At 71.8% G+C, this 24,216-nt stretch carries 23 protein-coding genes; 11 read left to right on the top strand and 12 right to left on the bottom strand.

Going from position 1 to position 24,216, the window contains the following annotated elements; genetic code table 11:
- Window positions 1-115: 115 nt before the first annotated feature.
- The 3 genes from ASE25_RS00565 to glpX form a co-directional block, all read right to left on the bottom strand.
- On the bottom strand, window positions 116-1,843 hold the full coding sequence (locus ASE25_RS00565; RefSeq protein WP_056822039.1) for a substrate-binding and VWA domain-containing protein: 1,728 nt from the start codon (window positions 1,841-1,843) through the stop codon (window positions 116-118).
- Between the two features lie 127 nt (window positions 1,844-1,970).
- Window positions 1,971-2,933: a carbohydrate kinase gene (locus ASE25_RS00560; RefSeq protein WP_082622621.1), complete on the bottom strand. Its 963-nt coding sequence runs from the start codon at window positions 2,931-2,933 to the stop codon at window positions 1,971-1,973.
- Window positions 2,930-3,922 carry a class II fructose-bisphosphatase gene (glpX, locus tag ASE25_RS00555; RefSeq protein ID WP_056770987.1) on the bottom strand — a complete coding sequence of 331 codons (993 nt, stop codon included), beginning with the start codon at window positions 3,920-3,922 and terminating at the stop codon, window positions 2,930-2,932. Before glpX ends, ASE25_RS00560 begins: the two co-directional genes overlap by 4 nt.
- Before the next feature lie 97 nt (window positions 3,923-4,019).
- On the opposite strand from glpX, the gene ASE25_RS00550 reads away from it, so the two are divergent.
- Entirely contained in the window at window positions 4,020-4,697 is a 678-nt protein-coding gene (locus ASE25_RS00550) for a DUF4245 domain-containing protein (RefSeq protein WP_056823704.1), read from the top strand.
- A gap of 52 nt (window positions 4,698-4,749) precedes the next feature.
- Here ASE25_RS00550 and ASE25_RS00545 read toward each other — a convergent pair whose 3' ends face one another.
- Both ASE25_RS00545 and xseA read right to left on the bottom strand, forming a co-directional pair.
- On the bottom strand, window positions 4,750-5,040 hold the full coding sequence (locus tag ASE25_RS00545; protein WP_056770982.1) for an exodeoxyribonuclease VII small subunit: 291 nt from the start codon (window positions 5,038-5,040) through the stop codon (window positions 4,750-4,752).
- A gap of 10 nt (window positions 5,041-5,050) precedes the next feature.
- Window positions 5,051-6,439, bottom strand: a complete 1,389-nt coding sequence (gene xseA / locus ASE25_RS00540; protein WP_056823699.1) for an exodeoxyribonuclease VII large subunit — start codon at window positions 6,437-6,439, stop codon at window positions 5,051-5,053.
- A gap of 366 nt (window positions 6,440-6,805) precedes the next feature.
- Here xseA and ASE25_RS00535 point away from each other — a divergent pair, with 366 nt between their 5' ends.
- Window positions 6,806-7,840: a 4-hydroxy-3-methylbut-2-enyl diphosphate reductase gene (locus tag ASE25_RS00535; RefSeq protein ID WP_056770981.1), complete on the top strand. Its 1,035-nt coding sequence runs from the start codon at window positions 6,806-6,808 to the stop codon at window positions 7,838-7,840.
- A gap of 32 nt (window positions 7,841-7,872) precedes the next feature.
- Here the strand turns inward: ASE25_RS00535 and ASE25_RS00530 are convergent, their stop codons facing one another.
- Together ASE25_RS00530 and ASE25_RS00525 are read right to left on the bottom strand one after the other, a co-directional pair.
- Entirely contained in the window at window positions 7,873-9,579 is a 1,707-nt protein-coding gene (locus ASE25_RS00530) for a substrate-binding domain-containing protein (RefSeq protein WP_056822038.1), read from the bottom strand.
- A gap of 181 nt (window positions 9,580-9,760) precedes the next feature.
- A complete protein-coding gene (locus ASE25_RS00525; protein WP_056772601.1) occupies window positions 9,761-11,020 on the bottom strand; it encodes a DNA recombination protein RmuC in 1,260 nt (419 codons plus the stop codon).
- A 141-nt stretch (window positions 11,021-11,161) separates the two neighbouring features.
- Between ASE25_RS00525 and ASE25_RS00520 the strand changes: the two genes are divergently transcribed.
- The 3 genes from ASE25_RS00520 (at window position 11,162) to ychF (ending at window position 13,699) form a co-directional block, all read left to right on the top strand.
- The gene (locus ASE25_RS00520; protein WP_056822035.1) at window positions 11,162-12,010 is read left to right on the top strand and encodes a thioesterase family protein; all 849 of its coding nucleotides are present in this window, start codon (window positions 11,162-11,164) and stop codon (window positions 12,008-12,010) included.
- Window positions 12,007-12,546, top strand: coding sequence for a histidine phosphatase family protein (locus ASE25_RS00515; protein WP_056822033.1), 540 nt, complete (start codon window positions 12,007-12,009; stop codon window positions 12,544-12,546). The genes ASE25_RS00520 and ASE25_RS00515 overlap by 4 nt, the downstream gene beginning before the upstream one ends.
- A gap of 67 nt (window positions 12,547-12,613) precedes the next feature.
- Complete coding sequence (gene ychF / locus ASE25_RS00510) at window positions 12,614-13,699, top strand: redox-regulated ATPase YchF (RefSeq protein WP_056822030.1); 1,086 nt, start codon at window positions 12,614-12,616, stop codon at window positions 13,697-13,699.
- 180 nt (window positions 13,700-13,879) lie between these two features.
- On the opposite strand, the gene ASE25_RS23110 is transcribed toward ychF, so the two are convergent.
- Both ASE25_RS23110 and ASE25_RS00500 read right to left on the bottom strand, forming a co-directional pair.
- Window positions 13,880-14,179, bottom strand: coding sequence for a hypothetical protein (locus ASE25_RS23110; RefSeq protein WP_056822028.1), 300 nt, complete (start codon window positions 14,177-14,179; stop codon window positions 13,880-13,882).
- A 199-nt stretch (window positions 14,180-14,378) separates the two neighbouring features.
- The gene (locus tag ASE25_RS00500) at window positions 14,379-14,582 is read right to left on the bottom strand and encodes a cold-shock protein (RefSeq protein ID WP_009777120.1); all 204 of its coding nucleotides are present in this window, start codon (window positions 14,580-14,582) and stop codon (window positions 14,379-14,381) included.
- A 358-nt stretch (window positions 14,583-14,940) separates the two neighbouring features.
- Between ASE25_RS00500 and ASE25_RS00495 the strand changes: the two genes are divergently transcribed.
- On the top strand, window positions 14,941-15,276 hold the full coding sequence (locus ASE25_RS00495) for a hypothetical protein (RefSeq protein WP_056822026.1): 336 nt from the start codon (window positions 14,941-14,943) through the stop codon (window positions 15,274-15,276).
- A 17-nt stretch (window positions 15,277-15,293) separates the two neighbouring features.
- Here the strand turns inward: ASE25_RS00495 and ASE25_RS00490 are convergent, their stop codons facing one another.
- Window positions 15,294-15,860, bottom strand: a complete 567-nt coding sequence (locus tag ASE25_RS00490) for a hypothetical protein (RefSeq protein WP_157623277.1) — start codon at window positions 15,858-15,860, stop codon at window positions 15,294-15,296.
- 138 nt (window positions 15,861-15,998) lie between these two features.
- Between ASE25_RS00490 and ASE25_RS00485 the strand changes: the two genes are divergently transcribed.
- A complete protein-coding gene (locus ASE25_RS00485; protein ID WP_056822023.1) occupies window positions 15,999-16,355 on the top strand; it encodes an arsenate reductase family protein in 357 nt (118 codons plus the stop codon).
- 2 nt (window positions 16,356-16,357) lie between these two features.
- Here ASE25_RS00485 and ASE25_RS00480 read toward each other — a convergent pair whose 3' ends face one another.
- Window positions 16,358-17,650 (bottom strand): DUF1479 domain-containing protein, encoded by a 1,293-nt coding sequence (locus tag ASE25_RS00480; RefSeq protein ID WP_056822021.1) that lies wholly within the window; start codon window positions 17,648-17,650, stop codon window positions 16,358-16,360.
- 88 nt (window positions 17,651-17,738) lie between these two features.
- Between ASE25_RS00480 and ASE25_RS00475 the strand changes: the two genes are divergently transcribed.
- Together ASE25_RS00475 and ASE25_RS00470 are read left to right on the top strand one after the other, a co-directional pair.
- A complete protein-coding gene (locus ASE25_RS00475) occupies window positions 17,739-18,890 on the top strand; it encodes an ROK family transcriptional regulator (RefSeq protein WP_056770950.1) in 1,152 nt (383 codons plus the stop codon).
- Window positions 18,891-19,007: 117 nt separating this feature from the next.
- Window positions 19,008-21,674 (top strand): glucosidase, encoded by a 2,667-nt coding sequence (locus tag ASE25_RS00470; protein WP_082622620.1) that lies wholly within the window; start codon window positions 19,008-19,010, stop codon window positions 21,672-21,674.
- A gap of 245 nt (window positions 21,675-21,919) precedes the next feature.
- On the opposite strand, the gene ASE25_RS00465 is transcribed toward ASE25_RS00470, so the two are convergent.
- Window positions 21,920-22,684, bottom strand: a complete 765-nt coding sequence (locus tag ASE25_RS00465; RefSeq protein ID WP_056823694.1) for a DUF5995 family protein — start codon at window positions 22,682-22,684, stop codon at window positions 21,920-21,922.
- A gap of 180 nt (window positions 22,685-22,864) precedes the next feature.
- On the opposite strand from ASE25_RS00465, the gene ASE25_RS00460 reads away from it, so the two are divergent.
- Complete coding sequence (locus ASE25_RS00460; protein ID WP_056822018.1) at window positions 22,865-23,230, top strand: hypothetical protein; 366 nt, start codon at window positions 22,865-22,867, stop codon at window positions 23,228-23,230.
- A 6-nt stretch (window positions 23,231-23,236) separates the two neighbouring features.
- Window positions 23,237-24,127, top strand: coding sequence for a hypothetical protein (locus ASE25_RS00455; RefSeq protein WP_056822016.1), 891 nt, complete (start codon window positions 23,237-23,239; stop codon window positions 24,125-24,127).
- Window positions 24,128-24,216: the final 89 nt, after the last annotated feature.

The raw sequence follows: 24,216 nt of genomic DNA, 5'->3' as shown, positions 1-24,216 counted from the left end.
CCCGCGACACGCCGTCTCTGGACGGCCGGAAAACACGCACGACCCCCGGCGGACCGGGGGTCGTGCGTGTTTCTGCTGTGAAAGGTGTGGCGACGGCGTCGTCTGGCCCGTCGGGTCAGACGCAGCGGCCGTTCTTGCACTCGTGGTCGAAGAGCGCCCGGGCGAGGACGGTGGTCATGTCGGCCGGGGACGGCGCCGCGTAGAAGTCGGAGTAGGTCATCTTCGAGATCTGCGACAGCGCCTTGGGGTCGACGTCGGGCCCGATGCCGATGGTCGTGATGGCGATCGGCTTGGTCGGGTCGCTCGCAGCGCGCAGGTTGGCCTTGAGCTGCTCGAGCGAGATGCCCTTCGGGTCCTCGTTGCGGCCGTCCGTGAGGATGACGACGGCGTTGACCCGGTTGGGGTCGTACTGCTGCTTGACCTTCTGGTAGGCGGCCCAGATCGTGTCGTAGAGCCCGGTACCGCCGCCGACGTTCTTGGCGAGGGTGCTCGCGGCCGTCGCGACGACGGCCCGGTGGGAGTCGTCGTCGAGGCGAGCGATGGGCGCGAGCTCGCGCCAGTCCTGGCCCTTGCCCCCCTTGTCGATGGAGAAGATCCAGAGCCCGAGCTTCGTCGTCTTGGGCAGGGCCGCCAGGGCGATGCCGGCCGCCTCCTGCGTGATGGCGACGCGGGTCGTGTCGCCGACCTTGTCGTTCATCGAGCCGGAGACGTCGAAGACGGACAGGATCGAGAAGTCGGTCGTCGCCGACTGCCAGACGTTGGTGGCGGCGGTGACGGTCTGTGCGTCGGGGCTCGGCCCGATCTTGACGTCGCCCACGCTGCCCGCCGGCGTCGGCATGGTGACGGGGACGGCCGTCGAGCGGATGCCGTACTGCGCGAAGATCTTGGCGGCGGTCGGCGTCATGAGGTAGGCACGGAGCAGCTCCACGGCCTGGTCGCGGACCGGGTCGGTCGCGACGTTGACGAGGGAGAACTCGAAGGCCGGAGTGCCTTCGCTCGGGGTGACCGACACCATCCTGTGGTCGGGGTAGAGGCGGTTGTGGTCGATGAGGTCGGCCTCGGACACCGGGAAGGCCGCCGCGGTCGCGGGGTCGGCGTTGTAGGCGCTGAAGAGGTCGTCGACCGAGGCGGCCGCACCCTTGGCGAGCTTGGGGATGACGACGCGTCCCTGCTCGTTGGACAGCTCCGGCAGGGCCGAGGCGAGCGTCAGCATGCCGGCCGTGGTCGAACGGGGGTCGCTCATCCGGATCGGGCTGTCCGACGCGACGAGCTCGAGCCACTTCGGCTGGTCACCGAGCTTGTCGGCCTGGGCGGGGTCCATCGCGATGACGAGGGGGCTCTTGGCGAAGGCGCCCGCCGGTTTGGCGTTGAGCTTGGCGGCCTCGTTGACGCGCTCGACCCAGCGCGGGGAGTCGGGGATCCAGGCGTCGGGCCGGTCCGGCTGCCCCTGGCCCAGACCGATCATGGCCTCGATCGGTGCCTTGCCCTTGACGACGTAGTCGACGCACGGGGAGTCCGGGTCGGCCTGGTACTCCTTGGCGAGCGCGAGCACCGCGGGCTGGGCCGCCTCCGACACCCAGACGGAGACCGGGGTGCGGTCGGGGCACGACTTGCCAGGGGTCGCCGTGAGGGCGGCGACGGGAGCCACCTCCCGGCCCTTCCACCAGACGAAGCCGCCGACGCCGGCCCCGGCGAGCAGCACGACGCCGAGCACGGCGGCGATGATGCGGTTGCGGCGAGCCGCGGCGATCCTGGCCTCGAGGGCCTTACGGTTGGCGCGGCTCTCGATGAGACTCTGCTCGTACGGGCCGACGGGGCGTTGTGGAGGGGTGGGGTTGGACACGAGGTTTCCTCACATGAGGACGCCCCGGCACCGGGGCGTCAGGGTGAACCACCGGCCAAAACTACCCGGCGAGTCGCGCAGAATGGTGCCCGACTGCTGGCCTTCTTGTCGAATGCCCGAATTGTCCTCAGGCCATGTCGTTTCGGGTCGGCGCATGGGCCCCGGCGCGCTCGACGGTGAGTGCTCCGGTGCGCAGCGCGCGCTCCACCGCGGGCACGACGTCGGCGAGGGACGCCGCCTGCAGACGGGTCCGCGCGTCCGGTCCGCCGAGCAGCCCGGCATCGATGAGGCCCGACACGAGCCCCGCCATGAACGAGTCACCGGCCCCGACCGTGTCGACGACGGTGACGGTGGGCGCCGGGAGCGCCTGCTGCTCGCCGGTGCGGGTGACGCGGACGACCGTGCCCTCGCCCCCGCGTGTCACGACGACGAGGGAGGGTCCGAGCTCACCCCATGCGCGGACGACGTCGTCGATGGCCTCGCCGGGGCACAGCCACTCGATGTCCTCGTCGCTGACCTTGACGACGTCGGACAGTGCGATCGAGCTCTCGATGGTGTGACGGGCCTGCTCGGGACGCCCCATGAGCGACGGCCGCGCGTTCGGGTCGTAGGACACGGTGGCGCCCAGCTCGCGGGCCGCGGCGAGGATCTCGCGCACCTGACCGCCGCCGGGCTCGAGGACGGCGGCGATGCTGCCCGTGTGGACGTGGCCGTATGTCGTGAGGCCGGGGACCGCGGCCACCTGCCACTCGAGGTCGAAGACGTACGTCGCGGCACCCGTGGCGTCGAGCGTCGCGTGCGCGACGGAGGTGAAGGGTGCACCCTGCGAGCCCGCCGTCAGGGCGACGCCGCGCTCACGGCATGCGTCCTCGATGCGGCGACCGCGCTCGTCGGTCGCGATCCACGTCGCGAGGTCGACGGGGTGCTCGAGGGCCGCCAGGCCGAAGGCGACGTTGGCGGGGCTGCCGCCGACGTGCTCGGCCGTGTCGCCGCCGGCGGTCGTGACCGCGTCGACGAGGGCCTCGCCGACGACGAGGGTGCGGACGGGCGACGAGGGGGGCGTCGGGTCGGACATCGTGGCGGTCCTCACTCCTCGATCATGTCGGTGCTGCCGAACCAGCCCGGGCGGTCGAAGCGGTGCTCGCTGTCGATGGTGCGGATGGTGCCGCTGCGCGAGCGCATGACGAGGGAGTTGGTGCGCGCCGACTTCGCGCCGTAGCGCACGCCTCGGAGCAGCTCGCCGTCGGTGATGCCGGTCGCGACGAAGAAGCACTCACCGACGACGAGGTCGTCGGTGGACAGGACCCGCTCGAGGTCGTGACCGGCGTCGAGGGCCTTCTGGCGCTCCTCGTCGTCCTTGGGCCAGAGCCGGCCCTGGATGACGCCGCCGGTGCACTTGATGGCACAGGCGGCGATGATCCCCTCGGGGGTGCCGCCGATGCCGAGGAGCAGGTCGACACCGGTGCCCGGGCGGGCGGCCATGACGGCGCCGGCGACGTCGCCGTCGACGATGTAGCGGATGCGGGCGCCCGTGTCGCGGATCTGCTCGGCGAGGTGCTCATGGCGCGGCCGGTCGAGCATGACGACCGTGACGTCGGCCGGCGTCTCCTTCTTGGCCTTGGCGATGCGCCGGATGTTCTCGGCGACGGGGAGCCGGATGTCGACGACCTCGGCCGCCTCGGGACCGGTCGCGAGCTTGTCCATGTAGAACACGGCCGAGGGGTCGTACATCGCGCCCCGGTTGGCGACGGCCATGACGGCGACGGCGTTGTTCATGCCCTTGGCCGTCAGCGTCGTGCCGTCGATCGGGTCGACGGCGACGTCGACCTCGGGGCCGGTGCCGTCACCGACCTGCTCACCGTTGAAGAGCATCGGGGCGTTGTCCTTCTCGCCCTCGCCGATGACGACGACGCCGCGCATGCTGACGGTCGAGATCATGGCGCGCATCGCCTCGACGGCGGCACCATCGGCCTTGTTCTTCTCGCCGCGGCCGACCCAGCGGCCCCCGGCCATGGCTGCTGCCTCGGTCACCCGGACCAGCTCGAGAGCGAGGTTGCGATCCGGCTGGCTGTGCTTCATCAAAGGTCCTCCGTCGGCGCAGAACGAGTCGGCGCCAGCCTATCGGTGGCCACACCCGCGTTTGGACCGCGTCCGGGAGTCGGGGACCATGGGGGGCATGAGCACCCCGTCGACGCCGTCGACACCCCCGGCAGAGACCACCCCCGCTCCGGCGACCGAGTCACCGGAGGCCGCGGGCCCCACCACGCCGGCCGCTCCGCCGAGCCGCTACTCGCTCGGGACCTTCCCCAACATGTTCCGCTCGATGTTCGTCATCGGGCTGTTCGTGCTCGCGCTCGTCGCGATCGTCCCCCGCATCACCCAGGTGCAGCGCCCGGCCGTCGACGCGGCCGGCAAGGCGAGCCAGGTCGCGGCGCAGACGTCGTGGCCGGTCCAGCTGCCGAAGGGCCTCGGCGACGGCTGGGTGCCGACCGTGGCGACGTATGCGCCGGGCACCGAGAAGGTCCAGACCTTCACGACGGTCTGGACGACCCCGAGCGGCAAGGACATCGCCCTGAAGCAGGCGGCGGGCGCGACCCAGGGCTGGGTCTCCCGCTCGGTCGACGACGGGGACGCCGCCGGCACCGTGACGGTCTCGGGGCGCACGTTCGAGAAGTTCGTCGCGAACGACGCGGGCCAGGTCGCCTACGTCGCCCGCGGTGACGGCGCTCGCGGGTTGACGCTCGTGGCGAGCGGCACCGCGCCCGAGGACGAGCTCAAGGCGTTCGTCGCGGCCCTCGCGCCCGTGACGCCCGCGCCCGGCGTGACCCCCGCGCCGTCGACCACGACCGGCTGACCCGACCCCGTCGAGGCCCGTCGGTCGAGGCCCGTCGGTCAGGGGCGGTCGGTCAGGACTCGTCGTCCTCGTCGAAGATCTCGTCGTCGGCGTGCAGCTCGCCGGTCGGTGCTGCGGGAGACGTCGGACGCGTCGCCCGCTCGATCTCGGCCTGGGCACCGTCGAGCCACGTCGCGCAGTGCGCGGCGAGCGCCTCACCGCGACGCCAGAGGTGCATCGAGTCCTCGAGCGGGGCCTGCCCGGCCTCGAGCTGGGCGACGATCGCGATGAGCTCCTCACGGGCGTCCTCGTAGCGCATCCCGGCGATGTCGGGGAAGCCGTCGGTGGTCGTCGCGTCAGCCATGGGCGCCACCCTACGGCGTCGTGACGTCGCCGCCACCGGTCGGCTCCGGCGGGGTGTCGGGCCGCTTGCCCGCCCGGGGCGTGCGTGGTGAGGCCGCCTTCCGGGCAGGGGCGCTCGTCGTCTTCCGAGCCGCGGTCCTGCGCGTCGAGGCCTTCGGTGGGGCGTCCTCGGCGCCGGCGGTCACGGGGCGTACGCCGAAGTCGCCGCGAGCGACGCGGACCCGGAGCAGCTCGCCGACCCCGACGTCGTCCTGGTCCATGACGATCCGGCCGTCGCGGTGCTGCACGACGGCATACCCGCGCTCGAGGGTCGACTGGGGTGAGAGGGCCACGACCTGGCGACGGAGGTGCTCGGCCTGGTCGGCGGCGCGGTGCAGTCGGGCCTCGACGCGCGTCGTGGCCCGCGCCCGGAGGGCGGCGACCTCCTGACGACGCGCGCGGACCAGGGCGACCGGGTCGGCCATGACGGGACGGGAGACGAGGGAGCGCAGCCCGGACCGCTCGGCCTCCACCCGGCGCACGAGCGCGCGGCGCACACGGTCGCGTGCCGCGTCGACGAGGGCGCGCTCGTGGGCGGCATCGGGGACGACCTTCTTGCCGGCGTCTGTCGGTGTCGAGGCCCGCCAGTCGGCGACGAGGTCGAGCAGCGGGGTGTCGACGTCGTGCCCGATGGCGCTGATGACGGGGGTGCGGGCCTGGGCGACCGCACGGACCATCGCCTCGTTGGAGAAGGGGAGCAGCTCCTCGAGCGCACCACCACCGCGGGCGATGACGATGACGTCGACGGACGACATCGCGTCGAGCTCGCGCAGCGCCTCGACGACCTCGGTGACGGCCGATGTGCCCTGCACGGCGACCTCGCGGATCTCGAAGAGGACGGCGGGCCAACGGCGCCGGGCGTTCTCGACGACGTCCTTCTCGGCCGCGGAGTTGCGTCCGGTGATGAGGCCGACGCGGTGCGGGAGGAAGGGGATCGGTCGCTTGCGTCCCGCGTCGAAGACGCCCTCGGCAGCCAGCGTGCGCTTGAGGATCTCGACGCGGGCGAGAAGGTCGCCGATGCCGACGGGACGGATCTGGCGTGCCTCGAGCTGGAGGGTGCCGCGTTTGGTCCAGAACGTCGGCTTGGCCTGGAGCACGACCCGGGCGCCCTGGGCGAGCGGGATCGGCATGGCGTTGACGGCGTTCATCGGCACGGAGACCGACAGGGACATGTCGACGTCGGGGTCGCGCAAGGTGAGGAAGGCCGTGCCGCCGCGTGGGTTGAACTGGACGACCTGGCCCTCGACCCACAGCTGGCTCATCCGGTCGACGTAGTCGGAGATCTTGAGGCTGAGCACCCGCACCGGCCACGGCTGCTCGGCCGTGGTGTCGGCGGCCTTGTCGGGCAGCGGGCTCGTCATGCTCACCCGCGTCACCCTAAAGGTGTTGCCGGGTCGATGTGACGCACCTGGCGTCGGCGCGGGTGATCCCCGAGCCTGACGAGACTGCGCGCTGGGTGGCCGACCGCTACGCGCTCGGTTCGGTCCGCTCGATGGAGTGGGTCGCACGAGGCGCCATGGGCGAGGTCCACCGGCCCGTCACGGACCCGGGTGCGTATGCCGTCAAGCGGGCCTTCTGGCGCGAGGACCCTGACGACGTGGTCGAGTCCAGGGCCCGCGTCGAGGTCGTTCGTCGAGCGGTGCCTGGCCGGTCCTCGCCCGCTGCGGCGTCCTCGCGGCCCGGGCGGCGAATCGGGGGCGAGCGGTGCGCCACCGTACGATGGGCCCATGAGCGAGCCAGCCGACCAGACGTCCGCCAAGAAGGTCCTCCTCGCGGCGCCACGCGGCTACTGCGCCGGCGTCGACCGGGCGGTCGTGACCGTCGAGAAGGCCCTCGAGCTCTACGGGCCGCCGGTCTACGTGCGCAAGCAGATCGTGCACAACAAGCACGTCGTCACCACGCTCGAGAAGCGCGGCGCGATCTTCGTCGACGAGACCGACGAGGTGCCCGAGGGTGCCACCGTCATCTTCTCGGCCCACGGGGTGGCCCCCGTCGTGCACGAGGAGGCGCGGGTCCGCAGCCTCAAGACGATCGACGCGACCTGTCCCCTCGTGACGAAGGTGCACCGCGAGGCCGTCCGCTTCGCCGACGACGACTTCGACATCCTCCTCATCGGGCACGAGGGGCACGAGGAGGTCGTGGGCACCGCGGGCGAGGCCCCTGAGCACATCACGCTCGTCGACGGTCCCGCCGACGTCGACAACGTCACCGTGCGCGACCCGGAGAAGGTCGTCTGGCTCTCGCAGACCACCCTGTCGGTCGACGAGACGATGGAGACGGTCGCTCGCCTCAAGGAGAAGTTCCCGGCGCTGCAGAGCCCGCCCTCCGACGACATCTGCTACGCCACCCAGAACCGCCAGCTCGCCGTCAAGCAGATGGCCAAGGACACCGACCTCATGATCGTCGTCGGGTCGCGCAACTCGTCCAACTCGGTGCGCCTCGTGGAGGTCGCGATCGAGCACGGCGCCCGGGACGGGCATCTCGTCGACTTCGCCGACGAGATCGACGAGGCGTGGCTCGACGGTGTCTCGACCGTGGGTGTCACCTCGGGTGCCAGCGTGCCGGAGGTGCTCGTGCGTGACGTGCTGACGTGGCTCGCGGAGCGTGGCTACGGCGAGGTCGAGGCGGTCATCGCCGCCGAGGAGTCGTTGCTCTTCTCGCTGCCCAACGAGCTGCGCCGTGACCTCAAGGCCGCCAAGGGCGAGGACGCCGGCACGGTGCGCCACGACGCCGCCTTCGAGGACTCCGGCTCGCTCCACTGACGCGATGACGCCCTCGCGTCCCCGCCGCCCCGTCAGCCGCCGAGCGCCGTCGTCAGGGCCGGCTGGAGGTCCTGGACCGTCTCGGTCGAGACGTACTGGCCACCCGTGATCGCCACGACCTGGCGCATCGCGGCCGCGTCCGCGCGACCGCCGATGCCGAGCACGACGACCCGGACCGGCCGCTTCGGGTCCTTCGCGGCGGCGAGACGCTTCTTGAGCAGCTCGAGGGTCAGGCCGTAGTCGTCCTCGTTGGGGCCGTCGGCGACGATGACGAGGGTGTTGGCGTAGCCGGGCCGCCACGCGGACCGGGCGCGGTCGTAGGCGGCGGCGATGGTGTCGTAGAGCCCGCTCCCGCCGCCGACGTAGGTGTCGAGCCGTGCGACGGCGTCGTCCAGCGCGCCGAGGCTCTTGCTGACGCCGAGCCTGCCGTAGTCGGTCAGCTGCCGATAGTCGTCGGCGCGGCTGCCGACGTGGAGCGAGTAGATCCACAGGGACGCCATCGTCGTCGGGGAGACGGCGGCCACGGCGCGGGCCGTCGACTTCTGCACGATCGCGAGACGGGTGCCATTGTCGGCGCGCTCGAGCATCGAGCCGGAGACGTCGACGGCGAGCAGGGCCTGGGTCTTCTTCGCTGCGGCATTCCAGAGGCCGGCGGCCTTTGTGAGCGAGGCGCCCTCGGCCTCACCGGCCACGTGGATCTCGCCGTACAGCGGCGACGGATCCTTGGGGTCGCCATCGGCCGTGCGGAATCCGCTGTCCTGCAGGACCTTCCGCGTGTCCGCCGATGTGAGGTAGTGCTCCAGCGCGGTGACGGGACCGGTCTTGTCCGGATCCTTCGTCAGCGACACGAGGGAGTACTCCAGGGCCGGGGCTCCCTCGGACGGCGCCACGGCCGCCAGCGCCTGGTCGGGGTGGGCGGTGTTCCACGCGACGAGCTGCGCCTGCGAGACGACGGCCCCGACGCTGCGCCCGGCCGTCGCGATGCCGGCGAGAGACACGCCGCCGGTGCCCGTGGGCGCCGACGCCGCCGCGAGCGCGCGCAGCCTCGCGTCCGGCAGCGACGTCGACGCGACGCCGAGGGCGATCCGGGCGATCGCCGACCGGTTCGGGTCGGGGATGCGCATCGGCACGGGACCACCGAGCAGGTCGGCCCAGCGCAGTCGGCTGCCGAGGCCGGACGCGGTCTCGTCCTTCATCGCCACGAGGACGGCGCTCGAGGCGAAGGGCTCGCCGGGGGTGACCGTGGAACCGGAGACGGCGTTCGCGCGCCCGACCCAGACGGAGGAGTCGGTGATCCAGGCGTCCGGACGTCCCGCTCCGCCGAGCGAACCTGCGACGGAGAAGGGCTCCTCGGAGTCGATCGTGTAGGCCGCGCACGGGCCGTCCGGACGTCCGGCGAGGGACTCGGCGGCAGCGGCCACGGCGGGCGCGATGGCCGGGGCCACGGACACCCGGACCTTGACCGCGTCGGCGCACGACGTCGGCTGGGCAGCGGTGGTGGGCAGGGCGGTCGGGACCTCACGGAGTCCGACGTAGCGGAAGGCGCCGTAGCCAACGCCGGCGACCACCGCGAGGGTCGCGACGGCCGCGATGACGCGCGTGCGACGGCGCCGGCGGGCATGCTCGCGCTCGGCCGCCTCGAGACGCTCCCGCGACTCGCGCAGGCTCTGCTCGTACGGACCGATGCGCCGGGTCGGCGCGCTGGAGTCCTCCGGACCCGGGCCCCCCGCCCCGGTCACGATCTACCCAATCCCACGCGCGTATTGTCCGCGGCGCCGTAGCAGGTGTCCACTTCCCGGACAAATCGGACATCGCCGGCCGCGACCCGAACTGCCTGCCGCACAGGGGCGCCCACGGCTGCCACCCCGACGAGCCGACGACCACGCTCCCGCGTCGACCGGCCGCGCCGGACGGTCCGGCTCAGGCGGACTGCTCGCGGGGGTCGTCGTCGGACCCCTGACGGGAGTCGACGCCGGCGGCGCCTGTGCCCCCCTGGCCAACTGCCCCGCTGCGCCCGACGGCATGGCCGAGGAACGCGTCGTCCCGGGCCGTGCGCCCGAGGTCGTCGGTCAGCTCCGCCGCGCTGAGCGAGCGCGGCGCGACCTCGAGCGGCTCGAGGGTCGGGGGCGCGTCGGTGGTCAGGTGCAGCTCGTGCATGCGTCGCGCCGTGACGAGCACCCGCGACTCGAGGGTGCCGACGAACCGGTTGTACTGCTCGACGGAGCGCGAGAGGGACTGGCCCATCGTCGTCACGTGCCCGCCGAGGGTCGTCAGACGCGCATAGAGGTCCTGGCCGATGACGAGTAGCTCGCGGGCGTTCTGCTCGAGGGCGTCCTGCTGCCAGATCGCCCCGATGGTGCGCAGGACGGCGAAGAGCGTGCCCGGGGAGGCGAGGACGACCTTGCGCGAGAGGGCGTGCTCGTAGAGGCCGGGGTCGTCGGAGAGGGCGGTCGCGAGGATCGCCTCGCCAGGGACGAAGCAGATGACGACCTCGGGGGAGCGGGTGAAGGCCGTCCAGTACGCCTTGGCGGCCAGGCCCTCGACGTGCCGCCGCAGCGAGGTGGCGTGGGCGGCGAGCAGCTCGGCACGCTCGACCTCGGACACGGTGTCGCCGTGGGCCTGGAGGAAGTGCGCCATCGGCGCCTTCGAGTCGACGACGACGTGACGGGAGCCGGGCAGGTTGATGACCGCGTCGGGTCGCACCGTCGCGCCGTGCCGGCTGACGCGCGTCACCTGCTCGTCGAAGTCGCAGCGGGCGATGAGGCCCGCCAGCTCGAGCACGCGCCTCAGCTGGACCTCGCCCCAGGCGCCGCGGACGGTGGAGGCGTTGAGGGCGCTCGCGAGCGTCGCCGTCTCGGAGCGGAGTGACTCGGTCGAGCGGCTCACCTCGGTGAGGCGCTCGCCCAGCTGGCCGAACTGGAGGGACCGGTCGCGCTCGAGCGCCCCGACCTGGCGCTCGACCCGGCCGATGGTGTCGCGCAGCGGGGCGAGCAGGCTCGCGGTCGTGTCGTCGACGTCGCGGGCGGCCTCGAGGTCGGCCACGCGCTCCCGGAGCACGTCACGCTCGGCCTCGGCGCCGGCCGACCGGGCCAGCAGGGCGGAGCGGGCCGAGAGCCAGGCGAGCAGGCCCCCGACGAGTGCCCCGATGACGAGGCCGACGAGCAGAGCGGTGAGGTCCATGCGAGCACCGTCCCAGACGGCGCCGACACCGTGGGGACGCGACACCCGGCCACGTCCCAGACGGCTGCGGCGGGCGGGACGTGGCGGACGGCATACGCCCGGGGTGGGCGGCGCGTCGGGGACGTCTGTTACACCTTGTCCGTGAGCGAGTACGACGACGCGACCCGGCTCGAGACCGGCGACGACCCCACGCAGCGGCACGGCACCTTCCACGAGGAGTGGATGATCGGCAACGCCGTCAACGGCGGCCTCGTCATGACGACCGCCCTCCGGGCGCTCGGCGAGCACCTCGCCTCCGACCCGACCGAGACGACCGAGCACGTCGACCCCGTCGTGCTGTCGGCGTACTTCATGACCGCCTCGCAGCCCGGGCCGTTCACCGTCACCACCGAGGTGATGCGGTGCGGCCGGAAGCTCTCGACGGGGCAGATGACGATCCACCAGACCGGCGACGACGGCCGGCCCGTCGAGCGGATGCGCGCCATCGGCTCGTTCGGCAACCTCACCGACCTCGACGTGCAGCGCCAGGCGAGCCCGCCCGAGATGCCGCCGCCCGAGCAGTGCGTCTCGGCCGAGCAGGCGCCGCCCGACTTCCTCGCCAACGCGAAGTTCCTCGAGCGGCTCGACCTGCGGCTCGACCCGAGCACCGCCGGGTGGGCGCTCGGCAAGCCCTCGATGCGCGGGGTCATGCGCGGCTGGCTGCGGCTGCGCGACGGCCGCGAGCCCGACACGACGATGCTCATGATGGCGCTCGACGCCCTTCCCCCCGTGGCCTTCGACCTCGGGCTCTTCGGCTGGACGCCGACGCTTGAGTTCACCGGTCACGTGCGGCGGCGACCCGAACCGGGCTGGTTGCAGGTGACGCTCGGCAGCGACACCCTCGGCGGCGGGATGATGGAGGAGGACGCGATGATCTGGGACTCCGCCGGCAACCTCGTCGCGCAGTCCCGCCAGCTGTGCGGCGTGCGGCTGCCCAAGGCGGGCGGGTGAGCGTCGAGCTCGTCTACGAGACCCACTCGATCACCGAGGACAACGAGGCCGGGGTCGCGACCGGCTGGCTCCGCGGTCGTCTCTCGGAGGAGGGTCGTCGTCTCGCCGTCGAGCTCGGGCGACGGCGACCTGCGGGCGGGTTCGCCGCGGTCTACACCTCCGACCTGGCCCGTGCCGTCGAGACGGCCGAGCTCGCCTACGGCGGCACCGACGTGCCCCGGCACGCCGACGCCCGGCTCCGCGAGTGCGACTACGGCCGGCTGAACGGGGGGCCCGTCGCCGACCTCGAACGCGTGCGGCTCGACCACGTCGACGTGCCCTTCCCGGGCGGCGGACAGAGCTACCGTGACGTCGTCGACGCGACGGCGGACGTGCTGCGCGACCTGCGGCGCGACCACGAGGGCGAGCGTGTGCTCCTCATCGCCCACTCCGCCAACCGCTGGGCGCTCCAGCACCTGCTCGACGGGGTGCCGCTCGAGCAGCTCGTCACCGCGCCCTTCGCATGGCAGCCCGGCTGGGACTGGACGCTGGCGTGAGCGGGGGAGGGCGGCATACGCCCTCGTGGTCGGAGCCGGGCCCGATCACCACTAAACTCTTGTCCTCGTGGCACTCACCATCGGAATCGTCGGTCTCCCCAACGTCGGCAAGTCGACGCTCTTCAACGCGCTGACCAAGAACAACGTGCTCGCCGCGAACTACCCGTTCGCGACGATCGAGCCCAACGTCGGCGTCGTCCCACTGCCGGACTCGCGCCTCGGCGCGCTCGCCGAGATCTTCGGCTCGGAGAAGATCCTCCCGGCGACCGTGAGCTTCGTCGACATCGCCGGCATCGTCCGCGGCGCCTCCGAGGGTGAGGGGCTCGGCAACAAGTTCCTCGCCAACATCCGCGAGGCCGACGCCATCTGCCAGGTCGTCCGCGCCTTCGAGGACGGAGACGTCGTCCACGTCGACGGCAAGGTGAGCCCCGCGAGCGACATCGAGACGATCCACACCGAGCTCATCCTCGCCGACCTCCAGACGCTCGAGAAGGCCGTGCCCCGCCTCGAGAAGGAGGCCCGGGTCAACAAGGACAGGAAGGCTGCCGTCGACCTCGCGGTCGCCGCGCAGAAGGTCCTCGAGGAGGGCCACACGCTGTATGCCGCCGGGCCGGCTGCCGGGGTGGACCTGGCCGAGGCCAAGCAGCTCGGACTGCTGACGACCAAGCCCTTCATCTACGTCTTCAACCTCGACGAGGACCAGCTCGCCGACGCGGACCTCCAGGCGTCGCTGCGTGAGCTCGCGGCACCGGCCGATGCCGTCTTCCTCAACGCCAAGCTCGAGATGGACCTCATGGAGATGGAGCCCGACGAGGCGCTCGAGCTGCTCCAGAGCTTCGGCGCCGAGGAGTCCGGCATGGACCAGCTCGCCCGCACCGGCTTCCACACGCTCGGGCTGCAGACCTATCTCACGGCCGGCCCCAAGGAGTCGCGTGCGTGGACGATCGGCAAGGGGTGGACCGCCCCGATGGCCGCCGGCGTCATCCACACCGACTTCCAGCGTGGCTTCATCAAGGCCGAGGTCGTCTCGTTCGACGACCTCGTCTCGGCGGGGAACATGAACGCCGCCAAGGCCGCCGGCAAGGTCCGCATCGAGGGCAAGGACTACGTCATGGCCGACGGCGACGTCGTGGAGTTCCGCTTCAACGTCTGAGCGGGCTCACACCCAGGGTCGGTCCGCGCTGTCACGCATGCGTTTGACCGCGAGGAGCTCCCGGCTGCCGCACCGCTGGCAGACGATCACCTCCTTGTCACCCGGCTGGCGTCGATACATGTGCCCCATGACCCAGCACGGGGCGTTCCTCAGTCGCATGATCGGTCCTCTCGCCCGCGCTCAACAGCCGCCGCTGCCGTCGCCACCGCAGCCGCCGCCGTCGAAGCCGCCGCCGTCGAAGCCGCCGCCGTCGAAGCCGCCGGAGAATCCCCCGCCGAACCCGTCGCCGTTGGCGTAGCCCCAACCGCTCTCGGCCCCGAAGCCGGCGGAGTCCCATCGACCTGCGCCGAGCCCGGTGCCTCGCGCACCGGGACGGTGCCTACCGCACTCCGTGCAGGTGCGGCCGTGTGTCGGGTCGTCCGCCGCAGGCTCCCAGCGGTGCCGGCCGATCATGCACGTGAAGCTCTTGGTCGTGTCCATGCCTCAGGATCGGCCGCCACCGGCCCTGCCGTCTGTGCGCGTCGCTACACATGGCGAGGTTCCCTGCTCGTGACGACCCGTGGACAGCGAGCCGTGACCGCCGGTGAGGCCTGCGAGGGCTCGCCCGTGAAAAAAGCAGATCCCCGACCAGAAGGTCGGGGATCTGCGCGGGACCGAAGTCACCGAAGGCTGTGGGGGGTCAGATGCCCTTGACCTTCTCCGCCTGGGGGCCCTTCGGGCCCTGCGTGACGTCGAACTCGACCTTCTGGCCCTCCTGGAGCTCGCGGTAGCCGCCGCTCTCGATGGCCGAGTAGTGAACGAAGACATCGGCGCCGCCGCCGTCCTGCTCAATGAAGCCGAAGCCCTTTTCGCTGTTGAACCACTTCACGGTGCCTGTTGCCACTGGTGTTGCCTCTTCTTGTCTGCGAGGCCTCCCGTGCGGAGACCTCAGGCTGCCGCTGGTCACGACGGGCGCGTCACGCGAACCTTCGCGCAGCAGCTTCGTCGTGCCGAGCCCGCACATGACGGACTGGGACGGCAACTGGGAACGAAGGTAGCAGTCCCAGGCTCCCCTGACCCCGTCCCGGTGGGTGCGAGCCCAGTGTGTCCGGGCTTCGAGATGCGCCGGGGACCGCGTGGCGCACGGTTCACGTGTACTCGGTGCCGCTCCTGCGTCGCAGTTCCGACGAAGGCCTGTCGGACGCGACAGCGACGAGTAGCGTTCGTGGGAGTCACATCGGGCCCGGACGAGGGAGATCGAGATGCCGAACCAGGCAGACGGAGCACTGCTCGTGCAGGTGGCCCAGTGGGGCTCCACGATGGGCATCGAGGAGGCCCAGCAGGCGATCTGGTCCGACGACTTCGACCCCGAGACCGCCACCACCGACGACGTGCTCGTCTCCCGAGTCCTCAACTGGGGCGAAACCATCGGGACGCTCACGAAGAACGGGCTCCTCGACACCGACCTCGTCCTCGACTGGCTCTGGATGTCGGGACTGTGGTCGCGCGTCGGGCCCGCAGCCAAGAAGCTGCGCGAAGAGCACGGCGTGCCTGAGCTGTACGAGAACTTCGAGGCCCTGGCCACGCGGCAGGTTTGACGCGCCACCTCCGACACTCAGTGGCCGGCGACGCCGGTGTGGCGGGCGAGCGTCGAGCCGTAGGTGCCTGCGCCGGGACTGCGGACGAAGAGCGAAGGGTCGACCTGCGCGGCCTCCGGAGAGTTGGGGAAGCCTGCGAGCCATTCCGTGACCGCAGGTGACCCGGCCACCGCGGCGGCGACGGACGCGAGGAGCGAGTGCGCGTAGAGCAGCGCGCCACCCTCAGCGGCGCCGGAACCGACCGCGTGCCCTTCGGTGACACCCTGGCCCGGGCGGCGCAGGATCCTGACCAGATGTCCATGGTCGAGCAGCTCCGCCGAGAAGGCGGCCTGGGCGAGGTCGGCCGGCTCTGCCGTCGGCGGCCGCAGTCCCTCCGGCAGGTCGTGGTCGAGACGCAGGAAGAGAGCCTGCGACTGCTCCGACGAGAGCGTGGCGAAGGCTTCGCGGTGTGCCTGGCGGAGCGCGTCCGAGGATGCGACGCGCAGCAGGAAGGCGTATCGGGCGACGTCCAGCGCCTGCCCGTCGGATGCGTCGTCACCGTGCTTCCGTGGCCGGACCTTGCCGAGCCTGTCGCCAATCCCCATGAGCACTCCTCGAGCACCACGCGTCGTCGACGCGGACCATCCTGACCCGTCGATCGTCCTCCGGTGTCGTGCGAGGGGACAAGGGGCTGGGCCACCCTCGTCCCGGTGCGTCGCCGGTCGACGCTAGGGTTCGGCGCCATGAGCGACGTGACGATCCTGCACAACAACCGCTGCTCGACGTCCCGGGCTGCCGTCGAGCGCCTCGACGACGCGCACGTCGCGGCCGAGGTCGTCGACTACCTGCGCCACCCGCTCGACGCGGCCGCGCTGGGCGACCTGATCGACAAGCTCGAGGACCCACCGACCGACCTCGTCCGCCGCGACGCGCACTTCGCCGAGCTCGGGCTGACCGACGCCGACGTCGAGACCCGCGAGCAGGTCGTCGCCGTCCTGGCCGAGCACCCGCGGCTGCTCCAGCGACCCGTCCTCGTCAAGGGTGACCGCGCCATCATCGGCCGGCCGAAGGAGCGGGTCGCGGCCTTCCTCGCCGACTGAGCTCAGTCGAGGCCGAGCCCGCGGCGTCCCGTCTCGTTGAGCTGCTCGGGGGCGAACCGGTCGGGCCAGCTGCGCTCGTAGTCCTCCTCCGGGAAGTCGCTCGGGCTGGAACCGCTGAGGAACGCCTCACGCACGCTGGCGGCATACCGCTCGTTGCGCTCGCACCATGGCGCGGCGGGGATGTACATGACGTTGCCCCAGCCCTGCTGGTCGGTGACGGGCGCGACGCTGTGGATCATGTCGCAGTGCCACCAGACGGAGTCGCCGGCGCGCACGTCCGGGATGCCGCTCAAGGCCTCGAGCAGGAGCGGGTGCCACCGCTCGCTGGCCGGGAACACCTGGTTCGTCGTGACCCCGCACATGTCGTCGTCCGGGACGTCGTCGAGCAGCGGGCGGAGCATGAGGTATGCCATCGCCTCGGGGATCGGGACCGTGTGCAGGACGCCCTGGTCGTGGTCCATGTCGGACAGCGCGGTCCAGCCCTGGAAGGTGCGGAAGGCCGAGCACATCGTCGTGCCCGGGTACTGCGGGCCGGAGGTCCGGTGGGCCGCGTCCCACGGGTCGTACTGCTCGACGCTGCCGTCGAAGAGGTGACGGAAGGCCTGCTGGTAGCCCTGGGTCATCCAGAGGTCGAGCGTGCCCGGGTCGCAGTGGGTGCCGAGGCCCTTGGAGTCGGCACCCGGCGGGCGTCGGCGGATCCGGTCGGGGTAGAGGGAGTCGCGGTCGGGGTCGAACCACTGCACGCCGTCGGACTCGTGTGTCCACTGCGCGTTGAGCAGCGACTGGACCGTGGCCATGCGCTCGCTCTGTCGTGCCTCCATCTGCGCGGGGGACCAGTAGACGGGGTAGATCTCGGGCTTCGAGCCGACGCTGCCGAAGAAGTCGTCGCCCGGCCCTCGGTAGCTCTCGAAGAAGGCGTTGCCCTCGACGTAGTCGACGATGCCGGCATCCCAGGCGAGCGCCTGCTCGCGCGGGAAGTGGCCCCGGACGACGAGGCAGCCGCGCCGGCGGAGCGCCTCGAGCTGCTCCGGCGTGACCGCGCCCTGCTCGATGTCGGCGTAGTCGATGACGGGCCAGACGTCCTCGCCGCGCTCGCGGGCCGCGCGGATCTCGGCGACGCGCTCGGCGACACGCGCTTCGACGACCGCGAACACCTCGGCGACGGTGCGGCCGGACGCCTCGATGCGCGCCCGGATCGCGCTCTTGACCTCACGGATCGCCGCGGGCAGGTCGTCGGGCGGGGTCTCCCAGTGCGGGAGGTCGGTGTCGGCGGGGGTGATGTGCGTGGTGGTCATGGTGGTTCCTTTGGTCAGGACTCCTTACGAAGAACGACGGTAGCGCGTCGCGACGCATTTGGGCAAGAGTCCTAACTAGAATGGGTGCATGTCGTCCGCGAAACCGAGCCTCGACCTGCTCCGCTCGCTCACCGAGGAGCACGTGCTGCACGCCCTGATGGAGCATGGGCGCCTCACTCGCGCCGAGGTCGCGGCCCTGACCGGCATCTCGAAGCCGACGATCTCCGAGGGAGTGCGACGTCTTGTCGACGCCGGCCTCGTCGTCGACACGGGGGAGCGCAGCTCTGGCCGTGGTCGCGCCGGGTCCTACTACACGCTCGCGCCCGACTCCGGCGCCGCCCTCGTCGTCGGCATCACGCCGCAGGGCGTCGTGGCGGAGGCTGTCGACGCCTTCGGTGCGGTCGTCGCCTCGGCCGAGGTGGCGCTCGCGCGAGACGCCGGCGTCGGTGCCGTGGGCCTCGCACTGACGCGAGCGGCGGAAGCCGCCGGAGCCACAGTGACCGGGAGGCTGCGGCTGGCCGTCGTCAGCGCGGCCGACCCCGTCGACCGCGAGACCGGGCGGCTCGTGCACCTGCCCGACGCCCCGTTCCTCGTCGGCGACCTCGACGCGCCGTCCTTGCTCGCGCCCGCCGTCGACGGGCCTGTCCTCGTCGACAACGACGTCAACTGGGCGGCGCGCGCCGAGCACGCGGCGGGTGAGGCCGGAGCCGTCAGCGGCTCCCACGACTTCGTCTACCTCTACCTCGACGAGGGGCTCGGCCTCGCTGTGGTCTCCGACGGCGAGGTGCGGCGTGGCCACTCCGGCCTGGCCGGCGAGATCGCCCACCTCACGACGCAGGGCCCTGACGGCCGGGCGACGCGACTGACCGAGGTCTTCGCCCAGCTGGGCCTGCGCCGGGCCGGCTCGACGGCCATCGACGTCGCGCGTCTGACGACGACGATCGTCGACGCCGACCGCGGCGCATCGACGCTCTCGGCCCTCGGGACCGCCGTCTCGGGCGTCCTCGAGGCAGCGGTCGCACTCGCGGACCCCGAGATGGTCGTCGTCGGCGGCGCGTGGGGGAGCGACGAGGCGGTGGTCGGAGAGTTGCGTCGCCGGTCCGCAGACCTCCCACGCCCGGTGCCCGTGGTCGTGGCGGCCGTCACCGACCAGCCACAGCTCGTCGGCGCGCGCGCCGCCGCGCTGGCGCAGCTGCGAGAAGTCATCATCACCACGGTCCGGGGACCGGACCCGGTCTAGGTTGGTGAGCGGGTCAGGGGGCGACGCGCGGCCGCATCGACACACGGGGAGCCCTCGGCGTTCATCCGGCCGACATGCCGGTCGGATGCGCAGGCAGGTCGACGAAGGAGAGCGCACATGCCCGGTACGGAACGCGCCAGGGTTGACTCGTTCGGTCACCCCGAGGACGGTCTGCACGAGGCCACCCCCTGGTACGACTGGGGCCCCTATCTCTCGGAGCGGGCCTGGGGGACGGTGCGCGAGGACTACAGCGCGGACGGTTCGGCCTGGGGCTACTTCCCCCACGACCATGCGCGCTCCCGCGCCTACCGCTGGGGCGAGGACGGCATGGCAGGCGTCAGCGACGTCGGCCAGAACCTGTGCATGGCGCTGGCCCTGTGGAACGGCAGGGACCCGATCCTCAAGGAGCGGATGTTCGGCCTGACCGGTCCCGAGGGCAACCACGGCGAGGACGTCAAGGAGTACTGGTGGTTCCTCGACGCCCTCCCGAGCCACGCGTGGCTGCACTGGCGCTACCACTACCCGCAGGCCGAGTACCCGTATGCCGCCCTCGTGGCCGAGAGTGCCCGGCGTGACCACACGCAGCCGGAGTACGAGCTCATGGACACCGGGGTCTTCGACGACGACCGCTACTGGGTGGTCGACGTCGTGCACGCCAAGGCCGAGCCGCACGACCTGCTGATGGAGGTCCGCGTCACCAATGCGGGCCCGGACGTCGCGACGCTGCACGTGCTGCCCCAGCTGTGGTTCCGCAACACGTGGTCCTGGGACGTGGGTGCCGCCCGGCCCTCGCTGAGGGCCACGGGTCCCGATCGGGTGGCGGTGGAGCACCCGCGGTTCGGCGAGCTCGAGTGGGAGCTCGCGCCCGGACCCACCGGTGAGTCACCCGAGCTGCTGTTCTGCGAGAACGAGACCAACGGCCGGCGGCTCTACGGCTCGGACTCGTCAGCGGACTACCCCAAGGACGGGGTCAACGACCACGTCGTGACCGGTGCGCCGACGGTCAACCCGGACCGGGCCGGGTCGAAGAGTGCGGCCTGGTACCGCCTGACCGTGGCCCCGGGCGACACGCAGGTCGTACGCGTCCGGCTCCGTGCGCCGTCCTCGGCGCCCGCCTTCGGCGCAGCGTTCGACACGGTGCTGGAGCAGCGTCGTGCCGAGGCCGACGAGTTCTATGCCGAGGTGATCCCCGCCGACGTCGACGCGGACGCCCGCCTCGTGGCGCGGCAGGCGTTCGCCGGGATGATCTGGGGCAAGCAGTTCTACCGCTACGACGTGAAGCGCTGGCTCGAGGGCGATCCCACGCAGCCTCCACCTCCGCCGGAGCGACGGACCGGGCGCAATGCCGGCTGGCTCAACGTGGACGCCCGCGACATCCTGTCCATGCCGGACCCGTGGGAGTACCCGTGGTTCGCAGCGTGGGACATGGCGTTCCACACCGTCGCCCTGGCCCACCTCGACCCGGCCTTCGCCAAGTACCAGCTGCTCGCGCTCTGCCGGGAGTGGTTCCAGAACCCGAACGGCGCGCTCCCGGCCTACGAGTGGTCCTTCAGCGACGCCAACCCACCCGTGCACGCGTGGGCCGCCCTGCACGTGTGGGACATCGACGGAAGGCGCGACACCGACTTCCTGGGTCGACTCATGCCCAAGCTGCTCATGAACTTCACGTGGTGGGTCAACCGGATGGACCCCGAGGGCGACCACCTCTTCGGCGGTGGCTTCCTGGGCCTGGACAACATCAGCGCCATCGACCGGTCCCACCTGCCACCGGGCGGCCGCCTGGAGCAGGCCGACGGGACGAGCTGGATGGCGTTCTACTCGCTCACCCTCCTCGAGATCGCGAGGATCCTCGCCGAGAAGGACGACGCGTGGACCGACATCGAGGTGAAGTTCATCGAGCACTTCGTGCTCATCGTCGACGCCATGCACTCCCAGGGCCTCTGGGACGAGGAGGACGGCTTCTTCTACGACGTCTTCCACGCCGGCGACGGCAGCACGGTCCCGATCAGGGCGCGCTCGATGGTCGGGGTGCTCCCGCTCCTGGGGATGGTGGTCGTGAGGCCGGAGCTGCTGAGGACGCTCGGCACGCTCCAGAAGCGCTTCTCGGGGTTCCTCGGGCAGCAGGGGTCGACCTCCGGTGAGCGCAGTCGCGGACGGGTCGTCGAGGTCCCCGGCACGGAAGCCGTGGCGATCGGTGTCGTGCCGCCGACAGAGGCGCGCCGCGTCCTGGCGCGGGTCTTCGACGAGGACGAGTTCCTGTCGCCGCACGGGCTGCGCGGGCTCTCGCGCCACCATCTCGAGCACCCGCTGTGGGTCGAGCTCTCAGGGTCGATGGTCACGGTCGACTACGAGCCCGCGGAGTCCACGACCGGCATGTTCGGCGGCAACTCCAACTGGCGCGGGCCCGTGTGGATGCCCGTCAACTACCTCGTGCTGCGCAACCTCCAGCGATACGCCCGGTCACTCGGAGCCACGAGCGAGGTCGAGTACCCCACCCGCAGCGGGCACACGCAGGGACTGGCGGACTGTGCCGAGGACCTGCGTCGGCGCCTGATCTCGTTGTTCCTCCGAGGTCCCGACGGCCGACGGCCGTGCCACGGGCACGTCGGGAAGCTGCAGGACGACCCTCGCTGGCGGGACAACGTGACCTTCTTCGAGTACTTCCACGGTGACAACGGTGCCGGGCTGGGGGCCAGCCACCAGACCGGGTGGACCGGTCTCGTGGCCGACCTGATCTGCCGGCCCGACCCGTTCGCGGGCGACCAGCAGCCGTGGGGCCTGTGAGGCCCCGGAGCCGGAGCGCCTTGACGTCGGGATCGTGCGGTTGGGGCTCGAGCGGGTCCCAGAAGAAGACGAGCAGGTCGGTCGGGCCTCTTGTTGTGGATGGCGCGGAAAAAACTTCTCGGATCGCTGTAACGCCCCGGCCGGCCCAGCCGATGGAGGGGTCAGAAGAGGCGCCACTCGGACCCCCGAGCGAGTGGCGCCTCTCCTGTGTCCGGGAGGCCTGCTCGCGTATGCGTGTGGCGGCGTCAGCGCGCCGGTGGCAGCACGACGCCGAAGCCGGCCACGGCCAGCCGGAGCAGCACCTGTCCGGGGGCGAGCAGGTCGGCGATGCGAGCGGCGCTGAGCACCTCCAGCTCGGCGAGCCGGACGGCATACGCCTCCGGGCCGTCGACGCGAGCCCGCTGGAGCTCGGTCGTGTTGTGCCACACCTTGGTGCGGGCCTCGCGCAGGAAGCGGGTCGAGGCGGCGCGGTTGAGCGGCGTCAGCACCCGGTCGAGCGCGCTCTTGGCACGCAGGGTGGCCAGCTCGTCGTCCTCCGCGGCGACCCGGGCGGACAGCACCCCGTCGATGCGCTCGTGGTCGCGTCGCCGCCGGTCGAGCAGGACGGGGTCGGCGAAGTCGGCGTCGCTGATGACGCCGAGGAGGGCCTGCGGCAGGTCGTAGTTGATGTGCGCGTTGATCCCGAGGAGCACCTGCCGCAGCGGCGGCAGGTCGGCGGGAGCCCCGAACGCGAGCCGCCACGGCCGCGGTGCCTGCCGTCCCGGGTCGCCCGACAGGTCGGCGTCGAGGGCGTCGAGGTAGAGGTCGGCGAAGACGACGTCCCACACCTCGACCCACTCCGGGTCCTCGAAGGCGGCGGCACCGATGGCCTTGCCGACGGCCCGCGTCGTGCGCTGGTAGGTCGCGAGGAACGCGCGCCGGGCGGAGAGCTCCGGCGGCATCTGCTCGAGGGTCGCGGTCATCCGCTCGAGGACGTCGTCGATGGTGCGCCCACCCTCGGTTCCGGTCATCGCGTTCTCCTCACGCACGCCGCCCCTCGCTCCTATTCTGGAGCGGGAGTCTCACGGTGTCAGTCGAATCCGGACGCCGTCGCGCGAAGGCGCTCCTGGTCGAGGAGGCCGGATGAGAGCAGGGACGCACGGGCCCGGATCGTTCGACGCGGTCACCGTCGGGCAGCGCGAGACGGACGCGTGGGTGGGGCCTACTACCGGCACGAGTGGGCGACGTTCCTGCGGGCGTCGGTGGCGATGGTGGCGGCGGGCTTCGGGATGAACGGGCCCGACACGCTGCGGGGTGCGTGGCTCGTGCTGCGTGCCAACCAGGCGTGGGCGCCCTTCCCCGACAACGACCCCCAGCGTGCGCGTGACCTGATGCGCCGCTTCTACGCGCTCGTCGCGGGGGCGGCGGGCCTCGACCTCGACCCCACTCAGGCCGGCACCCTCGACGTCGAGTGGTGGCGCGTGCACCGTGAGCACCAGCACGACGGCGACGTGACGAAGGACCAGCTCGTCGGCGCCCTCGTCGACCTCGACGCGGTCGGACGGTCGAGGGGTTGAGGGACCATGGCGCGCGTCGACCCTGCGTCCCCGCCCTCGACGACTCGGAGGGACGACCGCGTCCTGCCGGCCACCCGGGTCCTCTCCGTCGTGCTCGTGCCGATCCTGCTCACCGCGTTCGTCATCCTCTACGGCTCCCCGTCCGACACCGGGCGCTTCTTCGCCTGGACGATCAGGCCGAGCCTGACCCCCATGGTGCTCGGGTCGGCCTATCTCGGCGGGGCGTGGTTCTTCGTCCGCGTCGCGCGTGAGCGGCGGTGGCCGCGGGTCGGTGCGGGCCTGCTGTCCGTCACCCTCTTCGCGGCCCTGCTCGGGGTCGCCACGGTCATCCACTGGGACCGGTTCAACCACGGCCACGTCGCCTTCTGGCTCTGGGCCACGCTCTACTTCGTCGCCCCGTTCCTCGTGCTCGCGGCCTGGGTGGCAAACACCAGGGTCGCCGCGCTGCCCCGCCCCGACGAGCTGCGCCTCCGGCCGGGTGCGCGAGCGGTCGTCGCCGGCGGTGCTGGCCTCGCGCTCGCGCAGGGTCTCGTGATGTTCGCCGTCCCGAGCCTCGTGATCCCGGTCTGGCCGTGGCTGCTGACACCGCTCACGTGTCGCGTCGTCGGTGCGATCTTCTGCCTCGGCAGCGCCGGTCTCGTCGTGCTCCGTGACAGCAGGTGGGTACGCCTGCGGCTCATGGTCGAGGTCGAGGTCGTCATGCTGACGCTCATCCTCGTCGGGGCCGTGCGGGCGCGGTCCGACCTCTACACCGACCGTCCCCTGACCTGGCTGCTCCTCACGGGCTTCGCCGCCACGCTCGGGGCCTCGCTGCTCCTCTGGAGGGCCATGGCCGGGCGTGAGCGGGCGCGAGGGACGTCTGCGCGACCGGCGCCCCCGCGGACGTCCGCCCGCTGAGGTGGGGCCTCAGCGCGGTGAGAGCACGAGGAACGGGCAGTCCCCGGAGCAGGTCATCCGTCATCCACGTCGGGTCCGACGACGTGACG

This window comes from Terrabacter sp. Root85 (assembly GCF_001429185.1).
Taxonomy (GTDB): Bacteria; Actinomycetota; Actinomycetes; order Actinomycetales; family Dermatophilaceae; genus Terrabacter.
Note: the sequence above shows the minus strand (reverse complement) of the source record. Positions and strands in the feature narration are given on the sequence as shown.

Excerpts from the sequence above, each read along its gene's own strand:
- glpX (WP_056770987.1), bottom strand. The coding sequence starts at position 3,922 with ATGAAGCACAGCCAGCCGGATCGCAACCTCGCTCTCGAGCTGGTCCGG.
- ASE25_RS00550 (WP_056823704.1), top strand. The coding sequence starts at position 4,020 with ATGAGCACCCCGTCGACGCCGTCGACACCCCCGGCAGAGACCACCCCC.
- ASE25_RS00545 (WP_056770982.1), bottom strand. The coding sequence starts at position 5,040 with ATGGCTGACGCGACGACCACCGACGGCTTCCCCGACATCGCCGGGATG.
- xseA (WP_056823699.1), bottom strand. The coding sequence starts at position 6,439 with ATGACGAGCCCGCTGCCCGACAAGGCCGCCGACACCACGGCCGAGCAG.
- ASE25_RS00535 (WP_056770981.1), top strand. The coding sequence starts at position 6,806 with ATGAGCGAGCCAGCCGACCAGACGTCCGCCAAGAAGGTCCTCCTCGCG.
- ASE25_RS00525 (WP_056772601.1), bottom strand. The coding sequence starts at position 11,020 with ATGGACCTCACCGCTCTGCTCGTCGGCCTCGTCATCGGGGCACTCGTC.
- ASE25_RS23110 (WP_056822028.1), bottom strand. The coding sequence starts at position 14,179 with ATGGACACGACCAAGAGCTTCACGTGCATGATCGGCCGGCACCGCTGG.
- ASE25_RS00495 (WP_056822026.1), top strand. The coding sequence starts at position 14,941 with ATGCCGAACCAGGCAGACGGAGCACTGCTCGTGCAGGTGGCCCAGTGG.
- ASE25_RS00490 (WP_157623277.1), bottom strand. The coding sequence starts at position 15,860 with ATGGGGATTGGCGACAGGCTCGGCAAGGTCCGGCCACGGAAGCACGGT.
- ASE25_RS00485 (WP_056822023.1), top strand. The coding sequence starts at position 15,999 with ATGAGCGACGTGACGATCCTGCACAACAACCGCTGCTCGACGTCCCGG.
- ASE25_RS00480 (WP_056822021.1), bottom strand. The coding sequence starts at position 17,650 with ATGACCACCACGCACATCACCCCCGCCGACACCGACCTCCCGCACTGG.
- ASE25_RS00475 (WP_056770950.1), top strand. The coding sequence starts at position 17,739 with ATGTCGTCCGCGAAACCGAGCCTCGACCTGCTCCGCTCGCTCACCGAG.
- ASE25_RS00470 (WP_082622620.1), top strand. The coding sequence starts at position 19,008 with ATGCCCGGTACGGAACGCGCCAGGGTTGACTCGTTCGGTCACCCCGAG.
- ASE25_RS00465 (WP_056823694.1), bottom strand. The coding sequence starts at position 22,684 with ATGACCGGAACCGAGGGTGGGCGCACCATCGACGACGTCCTCGAGCGG.
- ASE25_RS00455 (WP_056822016.1), top strand. The coding sequence starts at position 23,237 with ATGGCGCGCGTCGACCCTGCGTCCCCGCCCTCGACGACTCGGAGGGAC.